The 18921-nt window shown below is 71.1% G+C and carries 18 protein-coding genes; 14 read left to right on the forward strand and 4 right to left on the reverse strand.

The window, feature by feature from the left end:
* Positions 1–161 precede the first annotated feature (161 nt).
* Positions 162–779 (forward strand): TetR/AcrR family transcriptional regulator, encoded by a 618-nt coding sequence (locus tag ACFWYS_RS42515; protein WP_384781653.1) that lies wholly within the window; start codon positions 162–164, stop codon positions 777–779.
* Positions 780–885: 106 nt separating this feature from the next.
* Here the strand turns inward: ACFWYS_RS42515 and ACFWYS_RS42520 are convergent, their stop codons facing one another.
* Both ACFWYS_RS42520 and ACFWYS_RS42525 read right to left on the reverse strand, forming a co-directional pair.
* Complete coding sequence (locus ACFWYS_RS42520; protein ID WP_384781655.1) at positions 886–1848, reverse strand: DeoR/GlpR family DNA-binding transcription regulator; 963 nt, start codon at positions 1846–1848, stop codon at positions 886–888.
* A 166-nt stretch (positions 1849–2014) separates the two neighbouring features.
* Positions 2015–3463 carry an NAD(P)H-quinone dehydrogenase gene (locus ACFWYS_RS42525; protein WP_384781658.1) on the reverse strand — a complete coding sequence of 483 codons (1449 nt, stop codon included), beginning with the start codon at positions 3461–3463 and terminating at the stop codon, positions 2015–2017.
* A gap of 96 nt (positions 3464–3559) precedes the next feature.
* Here ACFWYS_RS42525 and ACFWYS_RS42530 point away from each other — a divergent pair, with 96 nt between their 5' ends.
* From ACFWYS_RS42530 to ACFWYS_RS42545, 4 genes are all read left to right on the forward strand, one after another.
* Entirely contained in the window at positions 3560–3997 is a 438-nt protein-coding gene (locus ACFWYS_RS42530) for a gamma-glutamylcyclotransferase (protein WP_384781660.1), read from the forward strand.
* A gap of 124 nt (positions 3998–4121) precedes the next feature.
* Positions 4122–4946 carry a purine-nucleoside phosphorylase gene (locus ACFWYS_RS42535; protein WP_384781662.1) on the forward strand — a complete coding sequence of 275 codons (825 nt, stop codon included), beginning with the start codon at positions 4122–4124 and terminating at the stop codon, positions 4944–4946.
* A gap of 353 nt (positions 4947–5299) precedes the next feature.
* On the forward strand, positions 5300–6931 hold the full coding sequence (locus ACFWYS_RS42540; protein WP_384781664.1) for a phospho-sugar mutase: 1632 nt from the start codon (positions 5300–5302) through the stop codon (positions 6929–6931).
* Positions 6932–7162: 231 nt separating this feature from the next.
* Positions 7163–8401, forward strand: a complete 1239-nt coding sequence (locus ACFWYS_RS42545; protein ID WP_384781666.1) for a hypothetical protein — start codon at positions 7163–7165, stop codon at positions 8399–8401.
* Between the two features lie 12 nt (positions 8402–8413).
* Here ACFWYS_RS42545 and ACFWYS_RS42550 read toward each other — a convergent pair whose 3' ends face one another.
* Positions 8414–9124 (reverse strand): PH domain-containing protein, encoded by a 711-nt coding sequence (locus tag ACFWYS_RS42550; RefSeq protein ID WP_384781669.1) that lies wholly within the window; start codon positions 9122–9124, stop codon positions 8414–8416.
* 226 nt (positions 9125–9350) lie between these two features.
* Here ACFWYS_RS42550 and deoC point away from each other — a divergent pair, with 226 nt between their 5' ends.
* The 4 genes from deoC to ACFWYS_RS42570 all read left to right on the forward strand — a co-directional run bounded on the left by deoC (position 9351) and on the right by ACFWYS_RS42570 (position 13517).
* Positions 9351–10313, forward strand: coding sequence for a deoxyribose-phosphate aldolase (gene deoC / locus ACFWYS_RS42555; RefSeq protein WP_384781741.1), 963 nt, complete (start codon positions 9351–9353; stop codon positions 10311–10313).
* A 5-nt stretch (positions 10314–10318) separates the two neighbouring features.
* The gene (locus tag ACFWYS_RS42560) at positions 10319–11776 is read left to right on the forward strand and encodes an aldehyde dehydrogenase family protein (RefSeq protein ID WP_384781671.1); all 1458 of its coding nucleotides are present in this window, start codon (positions 10319–10321) and stop codon (positions 11774–11776) included.
* Positions 11773–12681, forward strand: a complete 909-nt coding sequence (locus tag ACFWYS_RS42565) for an aldehyde dehydrogenase family protein (RefSeq protein WP_384781673.1) — start codon at positions 11773–11775, stop codon at positions 12679–12681. The genes ACFWYS_RS42560 and ACFWYS_RS42565 overlap by 4 nt, the downstream gene beginning before the upstream one ends.
* Before the next feature lie 191 nt (positions 12682–12872).
* Positions 12873–13517: a uridine kinase gene (locus ACFWYS_RS42570; protein ID WP_384781675.1), complete on the forward strand. Its 645-nt coding sequence runs from the start codon at positions 12873–12875 to the stop codon at positions 13515–13517.
* Between the two features lie 212 nt (positions 13518–13729).
* On the opposite strand, the gene ACFWYS_RS42575 is transcribed toward ACFWYS_RS42570, so the two are convergent.
* Positions 13730–14476: a SigE family RNA polymerase sigma factor gene (locus tag ACFWYS_RS42575; RefSeq protein WP_384781677.1), complete on the reverse strand. Its 747-nt coding sequence runs from the start codon at positions 14474–14476 to the stop codon at positions 13730–13732.
* Positions 14477–14742: 266 nt separating this feature from the next.
* Here ACFWYS_RS42575 and afsQ1 point away from each other — a divergent pair, with 266 nt between their 5' ends.
* The 5 genes from afsQ1 (at position 14743) to ACFWYS_RS42600 (ending at position 18844) form a co-directional block, all read left to right on the forward strand.
* Positions 14743–15420, forward strand: coding sequence for a two-component system response regulator AfsQ1 (gene afsQ1 / locus ACFWYS_RS42580; protein ID WP_384781743.1), 678 nt, complete (start codon positions 14743–14745; stop codon positions 15418–15420).
* Positions 15417–16991: an ATP-binding protein gene (locus tag ACFWYS_RS42585; RefSeq protein WP_384781679.1), complete on the forward strand. Its 1575-nt coding sequence runs from the start codon at positions 15417–15419 to the stop codon at positions 16989–16991. Before afsQ1 ends, ACFWYS_RS42585 begins: the two co-directional genes overlap by 4 nt.
* A complete protein-coding gene (locus ACFWYS_RS42590; protein WP_384781681.1) occupies positions 16991–17635 on the forward strand; it encodes a hypothetical protein in 645 nt (214 codons plus the stop codon). The genes ACFWYS_RS42585 and ACFWYS_RS42590 overlap by 1 nt, the downstream gene beginning before the upstream one ends.
* Positions 17636–17974: 339 nt before the next feature.
* Complete coding sequence (locus ACFWYS_RS42595; RefSeq protein ID WP_384781683.1) at positions 17975–18526, forward strand: VanZ family protein; 552 nt, start codon at positions 17975–17977, stop codon at positions 18524–18526.
* A 108-nt stretch (positions 18527–18634) separates the two neighbouring features.
* On the forward strand, positions 18635–18844 hold the full coding sequence (locus tag ACFWYS_RS42600) for a PspC domain-containing protein (protein ID WP_384781685.1): 210 nt from the start codon (positions 18635–18637) through the stop codon (positions 18842–18844).
* Positions 18845–18921: the final 77 nt, after the last annotated feature.

Genomic DNA, 18921 nt, shown 5'->3' on the forward strand with positions numbered 1-18921 from the left:
TATCAAATAACTCAAAATCACACTCACACTCCGCCACGCCAGCGCTCGGCCCGCCGGCGCAGCCCCCATCAACCCCCGCCCCCCGCCTCGTTTCTGAGGGCCCGTTCGTCCTCGGTGGCATCCTTGAGGCACACCGGGCGTGAGAGAGGCAGGTGGGAGCCATGGCGGGCGTGACCTCACGCGAGGATGCGGAGACCGGGGGCGCGGCGGCGACGGCCCAGCCACGTGCCATGCGCGCGGATGCCCGCCGTAATCACGAGCGGCTGCTCACCGAGGCCCGCTCCGCCTTCGCCGAGCACGGCACGGACGCGTCCCTGGAGGACGTGGCCCGTCGGGCGGGCGTCGGCATCGGCACGCTCTACCGCCACTTCCCCAACCGCGACGCCCTGTTGAGCGCCGTCTTCGAGGACGCGGTCGGCGACCTGCTGACCCGCTCCCGCGAACTCCTCGACGCCCCGGAACCCTGCGCGGCCCTGGTGACCTGGCTCCGCGAGATGGTCACCCATGCCGGGGAGTACCGGGGCCTGGCCAGATCCCTGATGTCCGTCTCCTACGACAACACCTCGGCCCTGGCCCGGTGCAGCGGCCCGATCAGGGAGGCGGGCGGCGCGCTGCTGGCGCGGGCGCAGGAGGCGGGCACCGTACGGCCGGGCGTCGCGATCGGCGATCTGCTCCAGTTGACCCACGCAATTGCCTTGGCCGCCGAGGAGACCCCGGGCGACCCGGACCTGGCAGACAGATTGCTGCACTTGACACTGAGGGGACTGAAACCCACCTAGGGGCGCGGGGCTGTATCGATATGCGGCTCCGCCGCGTGGGCGCGAGCAACCACACCCAGCCTGCACCCGCGCGACTAGACAGACCACTGCGGCGAACAGGCGAAACCTACCGCCGCCGCAGATCCGCGACGCGAGCCCGCTCTCGTTCCCGCTCCGCCCCCGGCTCACCCATCACCGACGCAGCCCTGAGCCCCGCGCCGCCGGCCGGCACCTGACCCCGGCGCGGCCCGGGCAACGCAGGACGCTGCTGACGCCGCGCCGGGACCTCGTCACCCCCCGAGCTGCCGGTCGCCCCGGCCACGGCGATCTGCACCCCCTGATCGGCGAGGGCCTGCAGCTCGGTGTGGGCGCGGTCGTCATGAGCCGGTGGATCGTCGGTGACGAGCCGCGTGATGACATCGGTGGGCACCGTCTGGAACATCGTGTCCGTACCGAGCTTCGTGTGGTCGGCGAGGACGACGACCTCCGAAGCGGCCTGGACCAGCGCCCGGTCGACGGAGGCGGAGAGCATGTTGGACGTGGAGAGCCCGCGTTCGGCGGTGAGCCCGCTTCCGGAGAGGAAGGCCCGGGACACCCGCAGCCCTTGCAGGGACTGCTCGGCGCCACTGCCCACCAGCGCGTAGTTGGACCCGCGGAGGGTGCCGCCGGTCATGACGACCTCGACGCGGTTGGCGTGGGCCAACGCCTGTGCCACCAGCAGCGAGTTGGTGACGACGGTCAGTCCGGGCACACGTGCGAGCCGGCGGGCCAGCTCCTGTGTGGTGGTACCCGCCCCGACGACGATCGCCTCGCCCTCCTCCACGAAGTTCGCGGCGAGGTCGGCGATGGCCGTCTTCTCGGCGGTCGCGAGATGTGACTTCTGCGGAAAGCCGGACTCCCGCGTGAACCCGCCCGGCAATACCGCACCGCCATGTCGGCGGTCGAGGAGTCCTTCTGCCTCCAGTGCGCGCACGTCCCGCCGTACGGTCACTTCGGAGGTCTGGACGACGCGGGCGAGCTCACGGAGCGACACGGCCCCGTTCGCTCGCACCATTTCGAGGATCAATTGGCGACGTTCTGCAGCGAACACGAAACTGACAGTAACCCCAACGACCGTCTGCTTTCAGCAGTTTGCGCCGAATAACAGAAGTTGTTCGTACGCAAGGGCGAGAAGTGGTATAGGGCCTAGTCCCGCCGCCTATGCCGTACGCATGCTCGACAACTCCCCGTGACCAGCGGGGAGTTGCTTCCGGTCGTCAGAGTTCGCCGCCGGACTTCCGTGTGTGCAACTGCCGGGCCACCTCGGCGATCGAGCCCGAAAGGGAGGGGTACACGGTGAAGGCGTTCGCGATCTGTTCGACCGTCAGATTGTTGTCGACCGCGATCGAGATCGGGTGGATCAGTTCCGAAGCGCGCGGTGAGACGACCACACCGCCGACCACGATGCCCGTACCCGGCCGGCAGAAGATCTTGACGAAGCCGTCCCGGATGCCCTGCATCTTGGCGCGCGGGTTGCGCAGCAGCGGCAGCTTGACGACCCGGGCGTCGATCTTGCCGGCGTCCACGTCGGCCTGGGAGTAGCCGACGGTGGCGATCTCGGGGTCGGTGAACACGTTCGACGACACCGTCTTCAGGTTCAGCGGTGCCACCGCGTCGCCCAGGAAGTGGTACATGGCGATACGTCCCTGCATCGCCGCGACCGACGCGAGCGCGAAGACACCGGTCACGTCACCGGCGGCGTACACGCCCGGCGCGGTCGTCCGGGAGACCTTGTCGGTCCAGATGTGCCCGGACTCGCGCAGCTTGACGCCGGCCTCCTCCAGACCCATGCCCTCGGAGTTCGGGATGGCACCGACGGCCATGAGGCAGTGGCTGCCGCTGATGACCCGCCCGTCGGCGAGGGTGACCTCGACCCGGTCGCCGACCCGCTTGGCGGCGGCGGCGCGCGAGCGGGCCATGACGTTCATGCCACGACGCCGGAAGACGTCCTCCAGGACGGCCGCCGCGTCCGGGTCCTCACCCGGCAGCACCCGGTCCCGGGACGAGACGAGGGTGACCCGCGACCCGAGCGCCTGATAGGCACCGGCGAACTCGGCACCGGTAACACCCGACCCGACCACGATGAGCTCTTCGGGCAGCTCGGTGAGGTCGTACACCTGGGTCCAGTTCAGGATCCGCTCACCGTCGGGCTGGGCGTCGGGCAGCTCACGCGGATGACCACCGGTGGCGATCAGCACCGCGTCCGCGACCAGCGTTTCCTCGCTGCCGTCGGCGGCGCGCACGACGACCTTCCGCGACCCGTCGAGGCCCTGCATGCCCTCCAGCCGGCCACGGCCGCGCATCACCCGCGCACCGGCGCGGGTGACGGAGGCGGTGATGTCGTGGGACTGCGCGAGCGCGAGCCGCTTGACACGCCGGTTGACCTTGCCCAGGTCGACGCCCACGACACGCGCGGGCGTGTCGATGTGCGGGGTGTCGTCGGCGACGATGATGCCCAGCTCCTCGTAGGAGGAGTCGAAGGTGGTCATCACCTCGGCCGTAGCGATAAGAGTCTTCGACGGCACGCAGTCGGTGAGCACCGACGCCCCGCCCAGACCGTCGCAGTCGACGACGGTCACCTCCGCGCCGAGCTGGGCGGCCACCAGGGCCGCCTCGTATCCGCCGGGTCCGCCACCGATGATCACGATCCGAGTCACGTACTCCATTGTCCCGCACGCCCCACCCGGCCACTGCCTGGGGGCCCGCCCGAGACACCACTGTTACGGGAGGGGCGGACGATTCCGCTGCCGTACCCTCTCTGCATGTCGCTCTACGCCGCGTACGCCGGCAATCTCGACGCGCGGCTGATGACGCGCCGCGCCCCCCACTCGCCGCTGCGCGCCACCGGCTGGCTGAACGGGTGGCGGCTGACCTTCGGCGGCGAGCAGCTCGGCTGGGAGGGCGCGCTGGCCACCCTCGTCGAGGATCCGATGGAACAGGTCTTCGTCGCGCTGTACGACATCGCGCCGATGGACGAGGAATCCCTGGACCGCTGGGAGGGCGTCGGCCTCGGCATATACCGACGGCTCCGGGTCCGGGTGCACACGCTGGAGGGCGAGGAGTCGGCGTGGGTGTACGTCCTGAACGCGTACGAGGGCGGGCTGCCGTCGGCACGCTATCTGGGCGAGGTCGCGGACGCGGCGGAGTCGGCGGGAGCCCCGCACGACTACGTGATGGAACTGCGCAAGCGCCCCTGCTGAGGACAACAACCGCCACACCGCCCCCTCCCGTCCTGCTCTTCGTTGGAAACGACAAGACAACGATCGCCATCCCGTGAGCTCTGTCATCTACGCGCGTAGGCCCAAACCGGCTACCCTCAGTCGCGTGAACGCATCTCTTCTTCCGGACGACATCCAGGGCGACCCCCACGCCGCCGCCGACGCCGCCGCCGCGCGCCTGCGCGAACTGACCGGCGCCGAGACCCACGACGTCGCCCTCGTGATGGGCTCCGGCTGGGCACCGGCCGTGGACGCCCTCGGCGCACCCGACGCCGAGTTCCAGGTCACCGAGCTGCCCGGTTTCCCGCCGCCGGCGGTGGAAGGGCACGGCGGCAAGATCCGCTCGTACAAGATCGGCAACAAGCGCGCCCTGGTCTTCCTGGGCCGCACCCACTACTACGAGGGCCGCGGCGTGGCCGCCGTGTCCCACGGTGTCCGCACCGCGGTCGCGGCCGGCTGCAAGACGATCGTCCTCACCAACGGCTGCGGCGGCCTGCGCGAGGGCATGCGCCCCGGCCAGCCGGTCCTGATCAGCGACCACATCAACCTCACGGCCACCTCCCCCATCGTCGGCGCCAACTTCGTCGACCTCACCGACCTGTACTCCCCGCGCCTGCGCGCCCTGTGCAAGGAGATCGACCCCACGCTGGAGGAGGGCGTCTACGCCCAGTTCCCCGGCCCGCACTACGAGACGCCGGCCGAGATCCGCATGGCCCGCGTCATCGGCGCGGACCTGGTGGGCATGTCGACGGTCCTGGAGGCCATCGCCGCGCGCGAGGCGGGCGCCGAGGTCCTGGGCATCTCCCTGGTGACCAACCTGGCGGCCGGCATGACGGGCGAGCCCCTCAACCACGAGGAGGTCCTCCAGGCGGGCCGCGACAGCGCGACGCGGATGGGTTCGCTGCTGGCACAGGTACTGGGCAGGCTCTGAGCGCCGTGTAGGGGGTGCCGCGTTCGGCCGTAGAGCCTCTGCGGGCTCGTCGTGGCTGGTCGCGCAGTTCCCCGCGCCCCTGGGGAGTTACGGTCGACCTGCGCCGCAAGGTGAGCGGACTCGCAGCCGCCGACGGCGGGAAGGGGACGGGTCGGGGGGTGTCCGCCCGCAGCGGCGGGCGTCAAGAGACAGCACCTCTCTGCCCGACACCAACCGCCCGACCGAGGACGGACACCCCCCGGCGCGGCCCCGACCCACCCCCGAACCGCAGGCGCTGCACAAGCCCCCACCGAGGCCGCACAGGCCGCCGCAGGCATAGACGCGCACCACCGACAACGAGAGGCTGACCCGCCGTGCACGACGATCTCATCGCCCGGGCCAAGACCTGGCTGGCCGAGGACCCCGACGCGGAGACCCGCGACGAACTCGCCAAGCTCATCGAGGCCGGCGACGTCACCGAGCTCTCGGACCGCTTCAGCGGCACCCTCCAGTTCGGCACCGCGGGCCTGCGCGGGGAACTCGGCGCCGGGCCCATGCGCATGAACCGCAGCGTCGTCATCCGCGCCGCCGCCGGCCTCGCCGCGTACCTCAAGAAGCAGGGCCACGACAACGGCCTCGTCGTCATCGGCTACGACGCCCGCCACAAGTCGGAGGACTTCGCCCGCGACACCGCCGCCGTCATGACCGGCGCCGGCCTGCGCGCCGCCGTACTCCCGCGCCCCCTCCCCACCCCCGTCCTCGCCTACGCGATAAGGCACCTCGGCGCCGCAGCCGGCGTAGAGGTCACCGCCAGCCACAACCCGCCCCGCGACAACGGCTACAAGGTCTACCTCGGCGACGGCTCCCAGATCGTCCCGCCCGCGGACACCGACATCGCCGCCGAGATCGACGCGATCGCGAGCCTCGACGACGTCCCCCGCCCGACGGACGGCTGGGACACCCTGGACGACAGCGTCCTCGACGCCTACCTCGCCCGCACCGACGCGGTCCTCTCCCCGGACTCCCCCCGCACCGCCCGCACCGTCTACACGGCGATGCACGGCGTCGGCAAGGACGTCCTCCTCGCCGCCTTCGCCCGAGCCGGCTTCCCGGCCCCGGAACTCGTCACCGAGCAGGCCGACCCCGACCCGGACTTCCCCACCGTCGCCTTCCCCAACCCGGAAGAGCCCGGCGCGATGGACCTGGCGTTCGCGAAGGCCCGCGAGACGGACCCCGACCTGATCATCGCCAACGACCCCGACGCCGACCGCTGCGCGGCAGCGGTGAAGGACGGCGAGGACTGGCGCATGCTGCGCGGCGACGAGGTGGGCGCCCTGCTCGCCGCCCACCTGGTGAACCGCGGAGCGCACGGCACCTTCGCCGAGTCGATCGTCTCCTCCTCCCTCCTCGGCCGTATCGCCGAGAAGGCGAACCTCCCCTACGAGGAGACCCTCACCGGCTTCAAGTGGATCGCCCGGGTCGAGAACCTCCGCTACGGCTACGAGGAGGCCCTCGGCTACTGCGTCGACCCCGAGGGCGTACGCGACAAGGACGGCATCACGGCAGCCCTGCTGATCACGGAACTCGCCTCCACCCTCAAGGCCGAGGGCCGCACCCTCCTGGACCTCCTGGACGACCTCGCCGTGGAGCACGGCCTGCACGCCACCGACCAGCTCTCGGTCCGCGTCCAGGACCTGTCGGTCATCGCCAACGCGATGCGCCGGCTCCGCGAGCAGCCGCCGACGCAGCTCGCCGGCCTGGCGATCACCCGCGCCGAGGACCTCACCCAGGGCACCGAGACGCTCCCGCCCACCGACGGCCTGCGCTACACGCTCGACGGCGCCCGCGTCATCGTCCGCCCCAGCGGCACGGAGCCCAAGCTGAAGTGCTACCTGGAGGTCGTGGTCCCGGTGGCGGCACACGCCGACCTCCCGGCGGCCCGCACCAAGGCGACGGCCCTGCTGGCGACGATCAAGCAGGACCTGTCGACGGCGGCAGGCATCTGATCAGGAACAGGCATCCGCACCCGAGGAACAGGCATCCGAACCTGAGGAACCAGGCATCCGAACCTGAGGAACCAGCCGAGCTGACATGACCACCCCCGACGGGGTGCCCCCATCCGGAGGCACCCCGTCGGGTGATTTCTCCCCGGCGGTTGACCCGGGCTCCACGCCCCGCCCCGCCACCCGGGCAACGGTGGAACGGAAACGCACCACCGAATCGCCTGGAGCCGCGCCGTGTCCACGACCGCATCCCGGCCAACACCCCGAACGACCACCGCCCCCGGCGCCGACCCCGACTCCGCGCCGGAGCCACCACGCGCCCCGCGCGCACTCGGCACCCGCGCGCACATCAGACACACCCTGCACGCCATGAACGCCGCCCTGCGCCACGCGGCCCCCGCCCTCCTCGCCTACCTCGCCGTACGCGGCACGGGCCTGCTGCTCCTCACCGTCTGGGCGCACCGCGGGCGGCACGGCGTCTGGCCGATCCTGGCGACGCAGTGGGACGCCGACTGGTACCTCGGCATCGCCGACCACGGCTACGCCCACGAACTCGGCAGCGCGCCGAGCGCCAACAACCTGGCCTTCTTCCCGCTCTACCCCACCCTCGTGAAGGCGTTCGCGGCGCTCACCCCGGGCACCCGCGCGAGCACCGGACTCGCCATCGCCGTCATCGCCTCCCTCGTCGCCGCGTGGGGCGTCTTCGCGGTGGGCGACCGGCTGTACGGCCGCCGCGCCGGCATCCTCCTCACCACCCTCTGGGCGGCGCTCCCGGTCGGCCTGGTCCAGTGGATGGGGTACACCGAGTCCCTGTTCACGGCCCTCGCGGCCTGGTCCCTGTACGCCGTGCTCACCGGCCGTCTCCTCACCGCGGCCGGGCTGGCGGCGCTGGCGGGCCTGACCCGCCCGACCGGCGTCGCGGTGGCGGCAGCGGTCACGACGGCTGCGCTGCTCGCCCTGCGCCGCCGCTTCTCCCTCCGCACCCTGGCGGCAGCCGCGCTCGCACCGCTCGGCTGGTGCGGTTACGTCGGCTGGGTGGGCCTGCGGGTGGGCCGCTGGGACGGCTACTTCGCCGTACAGCGGCTCTGGCACAACGAACTGGACGGCGGCCTGGAGACCCTGCGCTGGATGCGCCGCCTGCTCGTGTACGACTCGACGCCCGAGCTGTTCCTGGTGATGGTGACGCTCACGCTGATCGCGTCGGTGGCGCTGTTCGGGCTGTCGCTGTGGGACCGCCAGCCGGTGCCGCTGCTGGTCTTCACGGCCGTACTGCTGACGATCGTCCTGGGCAGCGGCGGCGTCTACTTCCCCCGCGCCCGCTTCCTGCTCCCCGCCTTCCCCCTCCTCCTCCCCCTCGCCCTACGCCTCTCCCACGCCACCAGCCGCTACCGCACCCTGACCCTCACGGCAGCGGTGGCCGGGTCGGCGTACTGCAGCGCGTACATGGCACTGGTGTGGCCGAGCGCGCCGTGAAGGAGGCGGCTCTCAGGACACGGCCAGCAAGATCACCAGAAGCACGGCCCCCGCGACCGCCGGCCCCATCACCTCATAGGCCCACCGCACGGTCACCTCGCCCTGAGCGGACTCCGCGTCCCCCCGGTTCTCCCACAGTTCCCGCAGGTCGGCCATGACCTGGTCGGTCTCGGAGCGCACCAGACCGTGCGCGTCCGTGTCCGTCCCGGGCGCCTGGAACCCGAACTCTCCGAGCCCTGTGCCCCCGCCTCCACGACCACCACGACCTCCCCGGTCACCCCGCGCGGGAGTGCTCCGCTCGGCGGCCGCGCGGGCCGACCGGCGTGCCGCCCGCTTGCGGGCCCGCAGCGAGACCGGGATCGCCCAGAGCTGGAACTTGGTGCCGGCGTTGTCGACGACCTCGTTGGAGTAGCCGGAGCGCAGTGCGGCGACCTGCCCCCAGGGCAGCACGATCACCCGGAGCGGGTTGCGGATGCGCAGCCGGTCGTCGTTGGCGTAGACGGCGGGGCGCAGGGTGAACGCGGAGACCAGCGGCACGATGAGGATCAGTGCCGCGAGGGCCAGCCACTGTGTGCGGCCTTCGCCCCGGATCAGTGCGTCGATGCCGAGCCAGAGCGCGATGGCCAGCATCAGGACGCCGCCCGCGATGCCCGTGTGCGAGCGGTGGACCCGGTCCTTCAGGGCGGGGTCCGGGGTGGGGGGCTGCTGCTCCGGGGTGGTCATGGGCTCGATTCTGCCGTACGCCCGTGGCGGCTCGGCCGACCGCCCGATCGCCGTGGGGGCTTCGCATGTGCGCGAGTGCGGCGTGTTCGTGGCTGGTCGCGCAGTTCCCCGCGCCCCTGGGGGCGTGGCGGTCCCCGGCGCTGTCGAGAACCGTCCCTCCAGGGCAGAGAGCCACTCTCTCGGGGTGTACAGCCGCTACGCGCGTAGATATGCTCGTCTGGTGACCATGCCCACCAATGCATCTGCCGCAGCTCACGCACTCACGGACGTCACCGCGTCCGACAGCACGCTGCGCCGCTTCCTCCACGGGCTGCCCGGTGTCGACGCGGTCGGCCTGGAGGCGCGGGCCGCGTCCCTCGGTACCCGTTCCATCAAGACGACCGCCAAGGCGTACGCCATCGACCTCGCCATCTCGATGGTCGACCTGACGACGCTGGAAGGCGCGGACACCCCGGGCAAGGTCCGGGCGCTCGGCGCCAAGGCGGTCCACCCCGACCCGACCGACCGTACGACCCCGGCGACCGCGGCCGTCTGCGTCTATCCCGACATGGTGGCCACCGCGAAGGAGGCCGTCGCCGGGTCCGGCGTGAAGGTCGCCTCCGTGGCCACCGCGTTCCCGGCCGGCCGCGCCGCCCTCGGTGTGAAGCTGGCCGACGTCCGGGACGCCGTCTCGGCGGGCGCGGACGAGGTCGACATGGTCATCGACCGCGGGGCGTTCCTCGCGGGCGACTACATGAAGGTGTACGACGAGATCGTCGCCGTGAAGGAGGCCTGCGGGACGAGCGCCCGCCTCAAGGTCATCTTCGAGACCGGCGAGCTGTCGACGTACGACAACATCCGCCGCGCCTCCTGGCTCGGCATGCTGGCGGGCGCCGACTTCATCAAGACGTCCACCGGCAAGGTCGCCGTGAACGCCACTCCCGCGAACACGCTCCTTATGCTGGAAGCGGTGCGCGACTTCCGCGCCCAGACCGGCATCCAGGTCGGCGTGAAGCCGGCCGGCGGGATCCGGACGACCAAGGACGCCATCAAGTTCCTCGTCCTGGTCAACGAGACCGCCGGCGGGGACTGGCTGGACAACCACTGGTTCCGCTTCGGCGCCTCCTCGCTGCTGAACGACCTGCTCATGCAGCGTCAGAAGCTGGCCACCGGCCGCTACTCCGGCCCCGACTACGTGACGGTGGACTGATCACCATGGCTTCGGTATTCGAATACGCACCGGCCCCCGAGTCCCGCGCGATCGTCGACATCGCGCCGTCGTACGGCCTCTTCATCGACGGCGAGTTCACGGAGGCGGCGGACGGCAAGGTCTTCAAGACCGTCTCGCCGTCGTCCGAGGAGGTCCTCTCCGAGATCGCCCAGGCCGGCGAGGCGGACGTGGACCGGGCCGTGAAGGCGGCCCGCAAGGCGTTCGAGAAGTGGTCGGCGCTGCCCGGCTCCGAGCGTGCGAAGTACCTCTTCCGTATCGCCCGGATCATCCAGGAGCGGGCCCGCGAGCTCGCCGTCCTCGAAACCCTGGACAACGGCAAGCCGATCAAGGAGACCCGCGACGCGGACCTCCCGCTGGTCGCCGCGCACTTCTTCTACTACGCGGGCTGGGCCGACAAGCTCGACCACGCGGGCTTCGGCGCGAACCCGCGTCCGCTGGGCGTCGCCGGCCAGGTCATCCCCTGGAACTTCCCGCTGCTGATGCTGGCGTGGAAGATCGCCCCGGCGCTGGCGACCGGCAACACGGTCGTGCTGAAGCCCGCCGAGACGACCCCCCTCTCCGCGCTCTTCTTCGCGGACATCTGCCGTCAGGCGGGCCTGCCCAAGGGCGTCGTCAACATCCTTCCGGGATACGGCGACGCGGGCGCCGCGGTCGTCGCGCACCCGGACGTGAACAAGGTCGCCTTCACCGGCTCCACGGCCGTCGGCAAGGAGATCGCCCGCACGATCGCGGGTACCCGCAAGAAGGTCACCCTGGAACTGGGCGGCAAGGGCGCCAACATCGTCTTCGACGACGCCCCGATCGACCAGGCGGTGGAGGGGATCGTCAACGGGATCTTCTTCAACCAGGGCCAGGTGTGCTGCGCGGGCAGCCGTCTGCTGGTGCAGGAGTCGATCCAGGACGAGCTGCTGGACTCGCTCAAGCGCAGGCTCTCCACGCTCCGCCTCGGCGACCCGCTGGACAAGAACACGGACATCGGCGCGATCAACTCCGAGGAGCAGCTCTCCCGGATCACCACGCTCGTCGAGCAGGGCGAGGCGGAGGGCGCCGAGCGCTGGTCCCCGGCCTGCGAGATCCCGACCTCCGGCTACTGGTTCGCCCCGACGCTCTTCACGAACGTCACCCAGGCGCACCGGATCGCCCGCGACGAGATCTTCGGCCCGGTGCTGTCGGTCCTGACCTTCCGTACGCCGGACGAGGCGGTGGCCAAGGCGAACAACACGCCGTACGGCCTGTCGGCGGGCGTCTGGACGGAGAAGGGCTCGCGCATCCTGGCGGTGGCGAACAAGCTCCGTGCGGGCGTCGTCTGGTCCAACACGTTCAACAAGTTCGACCCGACCTCGCCGTTCGGCGGCTACAAGGAGTCGGGCTTCGGCCGCGAGGGCGGCCGCCACGGCCTGGAGGCGTATCTCGCCCCGTCGAGCCCGGAGGGCGAGCGATGAAAAACACAGTTGATGCGACCCGACTCTCCGTCTTCAAGACCTACAAGCTGTACGTCGGGGGCAAGTTCCCCCGCTCCGAAAGCGGCCGGGTGTACGAAGTGACCGACTCGAAGGGCAACTGGCTGGCGAACGCGCCCCTCTCCTCCCGCAAGGACGCCCGTGACGCCGTGGTCGCCGCGCGCAAGGCGTTCGGCGGCTGGTCCGGCGCCACGGCGTACAACCGCGGCCAGATCCTCTACCGCATCGCCGAGATGCTGGAGGGCCGCCGCGACCAGTACGTCCGCGAGGTGGCCGACGCGGAGGGCCTGTCGAAGTCGAAGGCGGGCGCCGTCGTGGACGCCGCGATCGACCGCTGGGTCTGGTACGCGGGCTGGACGGACAAGATCGCCCAGGTCGTGGGCGGCGGCAACCCGGTGGCGGGCCCGTACTTCAACCTCTCCTCGCCCGAACCGACCGGCGTGGTGGCCGTGCTGGCCCCGCAGGAGTCGTCGTTCCTGGGCCTGGTCTCGGTCGTCGCCCCGGTGATCGCGACGGGCAACACGGCGATCGTGGTGGCGTCGGAGAAGTCCCCGCTGCCCGCCCTCTCCCTGGGCGAGGTACTGGCCACCTCCGACCTGCCCGGCGGCGTGGTCAACGTCCTGTCCGGCCGTACGGCCGAGATCGCGACGCCGCTCGCCGCCCACCAGGACGTCAACGCGATCGACCTCGCGGGCGCCGACGACGTACTGGCGAAGGAACTGGAGATCGCCGCGGCGGACAACCTCAAGCGCGTCCTGCGTCCACAGCCTGTGGACGAGACCGACTGGTCGGCCGCCCCCGGCACCGAGCGCATGACGGCCTTCCTGGAGACCAAGACGGTCTGGCACCCTACGGGTTCGCTGGGCGCGTCCGGCTCCTCGTACTGAGCCGCGAGGGGCCACCCAGACCGGAGAGCCGCGCTTCCCCGCCGTCCCGGGGAGGCGCGGCTCTCTGCCGCACTGCGACCGCGGCACAGGGTAGCCGGGTGAACGCGAGATGTAGTCGAGGTGTGACGCGCGCTGCAAACGCGGTACACCGGGTCGTTCACCGGCCCGGCCATGCCTCACACTGGTGTCCCGTGAGTTCCCAACCGCCCATACCGACGCGAGTCGTGCTGCTCTGCGGCCCTTCCGGCTCCGGCAAGTCCCTGCTCGCCGCCCGCTCCGGTCTTCCGGTCCTGCGGCTCGACGACTTCTACAAAGAGGGCGACGACCCGACGCTGCCGCAGGTCCCCGGGAGCTCCGACATCGACTGGGACCACCCCGACTCGTGGGACGCCGACACGGCCGTCGCGGCGATCGTGGAACTGTGCCGCACGGGCCGTACGAGCGTTCCGCTGTACGACATCTCGCTCAGCGCCCGCACCGGCGAGGAGGCCGTCGAGATCGGCCGTACGCCCCTCTTCATCGCGGAGGGCATCTTCGCGGCGGAGATCGTGAACCGCTGCCGCGAACTCGGCGTACTGGCCGACGCGCTCTGTCTGAGCCGCGGCCCGGTGAAGACCTTCCGGCGCCGCTTCCTCCGTGACCTGAAGGAGGGCCGCAAGTCGGTGCCCTTCCTGCTGCGCCGCGGCTGGCGCCTGATGCGCCTGGAACGCTCGATCATCGCCCGCCAGACCGCCCTCGGCGCCCACGCCTGCGACCGCGACGAGGCCCTCGGCCGCCTCACCGCGGCCGCGGCGGGCCGCTGCCCGGCGGCGAACACGGCGCAGCCGGCGTCCTGAGCCCAGGCGCCCGGCCCTCTCCGGAACGCACGAAGAACGGGACTGGACGGACCCCCCGGCCCTCCAGCCCCGCTCCCGTTGTGCTCCCCCAGCGTCCCCCGTGGGTGAGCATCCCCCGATCCCCCGGGCTTCCCCCGTAGGTCCCCCGTTGGCCCCCCGGCCCCCGTGGGTCCCCCCACTTGCTACCGCTCCCCAGCGGTCCCCCCGGACCTTCAGGCGACAAGCTCCCCGAAGGCGTCCTCCTCGTCACGGCCGAAGCTGAGGACCTCGTCCTCGCGCAGCCGGCGGAGCGACCGCCAGATGCTGGACTTCACCGTGCCGACACTGATGTCGAGGATGTCCGCGATCTCCGGGTCGGTGCGGCCCTCGTAGTAGCGGAGGACCAGCATCGTGCGCTGGAGTTCGGGCAGCCGGGCCAGCGCCTGCCACAGGACCGCGCGCAGCTCGGTGCCGCGCATCGCGTCCGTGTCGCCGGGCGTCTCCGGCAGCTCCTCGGTCGGGTACTCGTTCAGCTTGCGGCGGCGCCACGCGCTGATGTGCAGGTTCGTCATGGTCCGCCGCAGGTAACCCCCGACGGCGGCCTTGTCACTGATCCGGTCCCATGCCTTGTACGTCGAGAACAGTGCGCTCTGCAGCAGGTCCTCGGCCTCGAAGCGGTCCCCGGTCAGGTGGTAGGCGGTTGCGTACAGGGAGGCGCGGCGCTCCTGGACGTAGGCGGTGAACTCCGCCTCCGACAGCGAGCGACGACGCTCCCCCGAGTCCTCCCTGTACGCGGCTCCCCCGTGCGGTTCCCCCGTGAAACCGTCAACCACCGTCATGTACGCGGTGTGCTGACGCCCGGCGCCGCGAGCGCACCCCCGCCCGCTCACGGCACCGGACTTCTCGGAACCCCGGCCCCCGTTCACGTCGTGCAGACGCGTGATCACTGCGCTGGTGCTGGTGCCGTGCAGCGTGTTCATCTCGCGCCCCCCGTCGTGGACTTCCGGTGTTCTGCTCAGTACGTCTTGCTGTGTTGCGTCCTGCTGTCTTGCCTGTGCCGAAAAGCTTGCCCGGGCACCTTCATGGCCGTGTCCGCCGACTGTCACAGAGCTGTCACAGGGGCCTGTGTCAGAGGTCCGCCCCAGGACCCGGACAGCGCGCGCACAGCCAACAGCGCTACGCGCACGTATCCCTACAGCTCGTACAGGTGTCGAAACACCACCCCCACATGAGCCAGAATGAGCGCGTGCCTTCCCTGTTGCTGATCGAGGACGACGACGCCATCCGTACGGCCCTGGAGCTCTCACTGACGCGCCAGGGACACCGTGTGGCCACCGCTGCCACCGGCGAGGACGGTCTGAAACTGCTGCGTGAGCAGCGGCCGGACCTGATCGTGCTGGATGTGATGCTGCCCGGCATCGACGGCTTCGAGGTGTGCCGCCGTATCCGGCGCACCGACCAGCTGCCGATCATCCTGCTGACCGCGCGCAACGACGACATCGACATCGTGGTCGGACTGGAGTCCGGCGCGGACGACTACATCGTCAAACCGGTGCAGGGGCGGGTCCTCGACGCCCGCATCCGCGCCGTGCTGCGCCGCGGCGAGCGGGAGTCGAACGATGCGGCGGCCTTCGGCAGCCTCGTCATCGACCGCGCGGCGATGACCGTGACGAAGAACGGCGAGGACCTCCAGCTCACGCCGACCGAGCTGCGCCTGCTGCTCGAACTGAGCCGCCGCCCCGGCCAGGCCCTGTCCCGCCAGCAGCTTCTGCGCCTGGTCTGGGAGCACGACTACCTGGGCGACTCCCGCCTGGTGGACGCCTGCGTCCAGCGGCTGCGCGCCAAGGTCGAGGACGTACCGTCCTCCCCCACGCTGATCCGTACGGTCCGTGGTGTCGGCTACCGGCTGGACACACCTCAGTGACCGACAGGCAAGGGGGGGTCCGCGGCTGGTTCGCGGCTCGCAAGGGAGTGTGGTCGAGGCTGCGTTTCACCAGCCTGCGACTGCGGCTGGTGGTCGTCTTCGGCCTGGTGGCGCTCACGGCCGCCGTATCGGCCTCCGGCATCGCGTACTGGCTCAACCGCGAGGCGGTGCTCAGGCGCACCCAGGACGCGGTGCTGCGCGACTTCGAGCAGCAGATGCAGAACCGCGCGGGCCTGCTCCCCCAGGAGCCGACCCAGGACGAACTGCAGCACACCGCCGGGCAGATGGCCAACAGCAGCCAGCGCTTCTCGGTCCTGCTGGTCGCCCAGAACACCGCCGACAGTCCGCTGTACGGCAGTTCCGGCGGCCTGGACGGCTTCACGCTCGCGGACGTGCCCAAGTCACTGCGCACGGCGGTGAACGAGAAGCAGAAGGTCAACTCCACCAACAAGTCGGAGTACCGCCTGTACTGGCAGCGGATCGTGGTGGACGACACCCCGTATCTGATCGCCGGTTCCCGGGTGAACGGCGGCGGCCCGACCGGCTACATGCTCAAGTCCCTTGAGCAGGAGGCCAAGGACCTCAACTCCCTCGCCTGGTCGCTCGGCATCGCCACGGGCCTCGCCCTGATCGGCTCGGCACTGCTCGCGCAGGCCGCCGCCACGACCGTACTGAAGCCGGTACAGCGCCTCGGCGTCGCCGCCCGCCGCCTCGGCGAGGGCAAGCTGGACACCCGGCTGCGCGTCTCCGGCACGGACGAACTGGCCGACCTCTCAAGGACGTTCAACAACGCCGCCGAGGCGCTGGAGAAGCGGGTCGACGACATGGCCGCCCGCGACGAGGCGTCCCGCCGCTTCGTCGCGGACATGTCCCACGAGCTCCGTACGCCCCTCACCGCGATCACTGCGGTGACGGAGGTCCTCGAAGAGGAGCTGGAGGCGGAGTCCGGCTCCATGGACCCCATGATCGAGCCCGCCGTACGCCTCGTCGTCAGCGAGACCCGCCGCCTGAACGACCTCGTCGAGAACCTCATGGAGGTCACCCGCTTCGACGCGGGTACGGCCCGCCTGGTCCTCGACAACGTGGACGTCGCCGACCAGATCACGGCCTGCATCGACGCCCGCGCCTGGCTGGACGCGGTCGACCTGGACGCCGAACGCGGCATCATGGCCCGCCTCGACCCCCGCCGCCTGGACGTCATCCTCGCCAACCTCATCGGCAACGCCCTCAAGCACGGCGGCTCCCCGGTGCGTGTCGCGGTCCGTGCGGCGGACGACTCGGTCGTGATCGACGTACGCGACCACGGCCCCGGCATCCCCGAGGACGTACTCCCGCACGTCTTCGACCGCTTCTACAAGGCCAGCGCCTCCCGCCCCCGCTCCGAGGGCAGCGGCCTGGGCCTGTCCATCGCCCTGGAGAACGCCCACATCCACGGCGGCGAGATCACCGCCGCCAATTCCCCGGAGGGCGGCGCGGTCTTCACCCTCCGCCTCCCCCAGGACGCCTCGGAACTGGCCGAGCAGACGAACAACGGCAACAACACCAACGGCACGAAGAAGGGGGACGTCTGATGCCAGCACAGCACTCGCCGGGCGTTCCCACCGCACACACACCCACAGCCCGTCTGCTGACCCTCTCCGCCCTGGCAGCAACCCTCCTGACAGGCTGCGGCATACGCTCCACAGAGGTCCCCACCGACTTCGGCCCCGCCCCCTCACGCGTGCACTGCTCGCTCTCCGAACCGAACATCTCGACCCAGGCCGCCCGCGGCCTCCCGGTCCAGGTCTTCCTGCTCTGCGGCTCACAACTGGTGGCCGTGGAGCGAACCGTGCGCGTACCCGACGGCACGGCGGACTCGGCCCGCCGCGTCCTGGTGGCCCGGGGCCTGCTGGACGAGCTGGAGAAATCCCCGTCGGCGGACGAAAAGGAGGCCGGCTACACCACGGACGTCCGAGGCGCCATGAGCGTGACCGCCCCCCGCCCGGCCGACCCCGACGAAACCCTCCGCCTGACCACGCCCCCCGAAGACCTCACGTCCTACGCCCTGGCCCAGATCGTCTGCACGTTCTCGGACTCCACAGCAGCAGAGGGCGACGGCTCGGTAATCCTGGGCGGCCCGGCCAACGACCCCCCACGCCGCTACGAGTGCACGGACGAGGTCCGCACAAGGCCGGGCAGCAACGAGCCCCCGTCAAGCGAGGTCACAACCGACTGACGGCCGATCCGCCCCACCGTATGGGGGACGTACCCCCACGGACCGCCAGCCGCGTACGGCGGGAAGGGGACGTGCCGGGGGGTGTCCGCCCGCAGTGTCGGGCGTCAACAAACAGCACTTCCTGAGGCACAGCAACCGCCCGACCGAGGACGGACACCCCCCGGCGCGGCCCCGACCCACCCCCCCACACCGCAGGCGCTACGCACGCCTCCACCGGACAGGAACGGGCCGCCGCAGGCACCGCCCCCACCCACCCGCCGGAGGCAGTTGTGGCGGACGCCTCACGACACCCCGGCGTGTCCCGGAACCGATCCCACCGGGGGGCGCGTCTACGGGGGCGTGCAGCGTCAAGGCTCCATCGGCGGCAGCGCCGCGATCCGCATCCGTGCGACCGGGGGTGTGCTCCTGGTCGCGCATCTCGCGTTCGTCGCCTGGCTAACGCTGCGCCCCCTGGACGTCCCCTGGGTCATGCCGGCCAACCTCCGTCCGTTCGCCGGGATAAGAGCCGACCTGGCCCTGGGCTGGCAGGAGGCCGCCCACCGCATCATCGAGGGCCTCGCCCTGCTCGCCCCCCTGGGCGTACTGCTCCCGACGGCCCACGGCAGACTCCACGCCTCCCCCGTCGGCTCCCTGCTCCGCACGGTGGCCGCCGGCGCCCTGATCTCCCTCGGCATCGAGCTGCTGCAGACCGGCGTACCGGGCCAGGTCGTCGACGTCGACTCCCTGCTCCTGAACACGGTGGGCGTGGCCCTCACCCACGCGGCGATCGTCCCCGCCTCCCGCGCCTGGCTCCGCCGCAGGTCCCGGCTCGCACCAAGGCCCACGGTCCCCCAGGAGGAACCTTCTCAGGGTCGGACCCCGACGATTCCCAGGGTCGGGATAGCCCCGTAGAGGGAGGCTTTGCCCGGTTCGTCGCCGTAGCGTGGATGTCAGATGAGGCACCCACCAGGAAGGCCCCACAAGGGGGCCTCCGGCCGACGCCCGCGAAGGAGCCGCACCATGACCGCGCTCGCCCGACCCACCCACGGCCGCATGATCGGCGGAGTGTGCGCCGCGCTGGCACGGCGCTTCGGCACCTCCGCGACGACGATGCGCGTGATCTTCCTGATCTCCTGCCTGCTCCCGGGCCCGCAGTTCCTGCTCTACATAGCCCTGTGGATCCTGCTCCCCTCGGAGGACAAGGCGACCAAGACCCGCACGGCCTGGTAACCCGCCCCCACACAGAAATACGCCGCTGGGGCGCACCCTTGGAAACGGGTGCGCCCCAGCGGCGCGACTGTGCGGCT

This window comes from Streptomyces sp. NPDC059010 (assembly GCF_042740355.1).
In the GTDB taxonomy this organism is placed as follows: Bacteria; Actinomycetota; Actinomycetes; order Streptomycetales; family Streptomycetaceae; genus Streptomyces.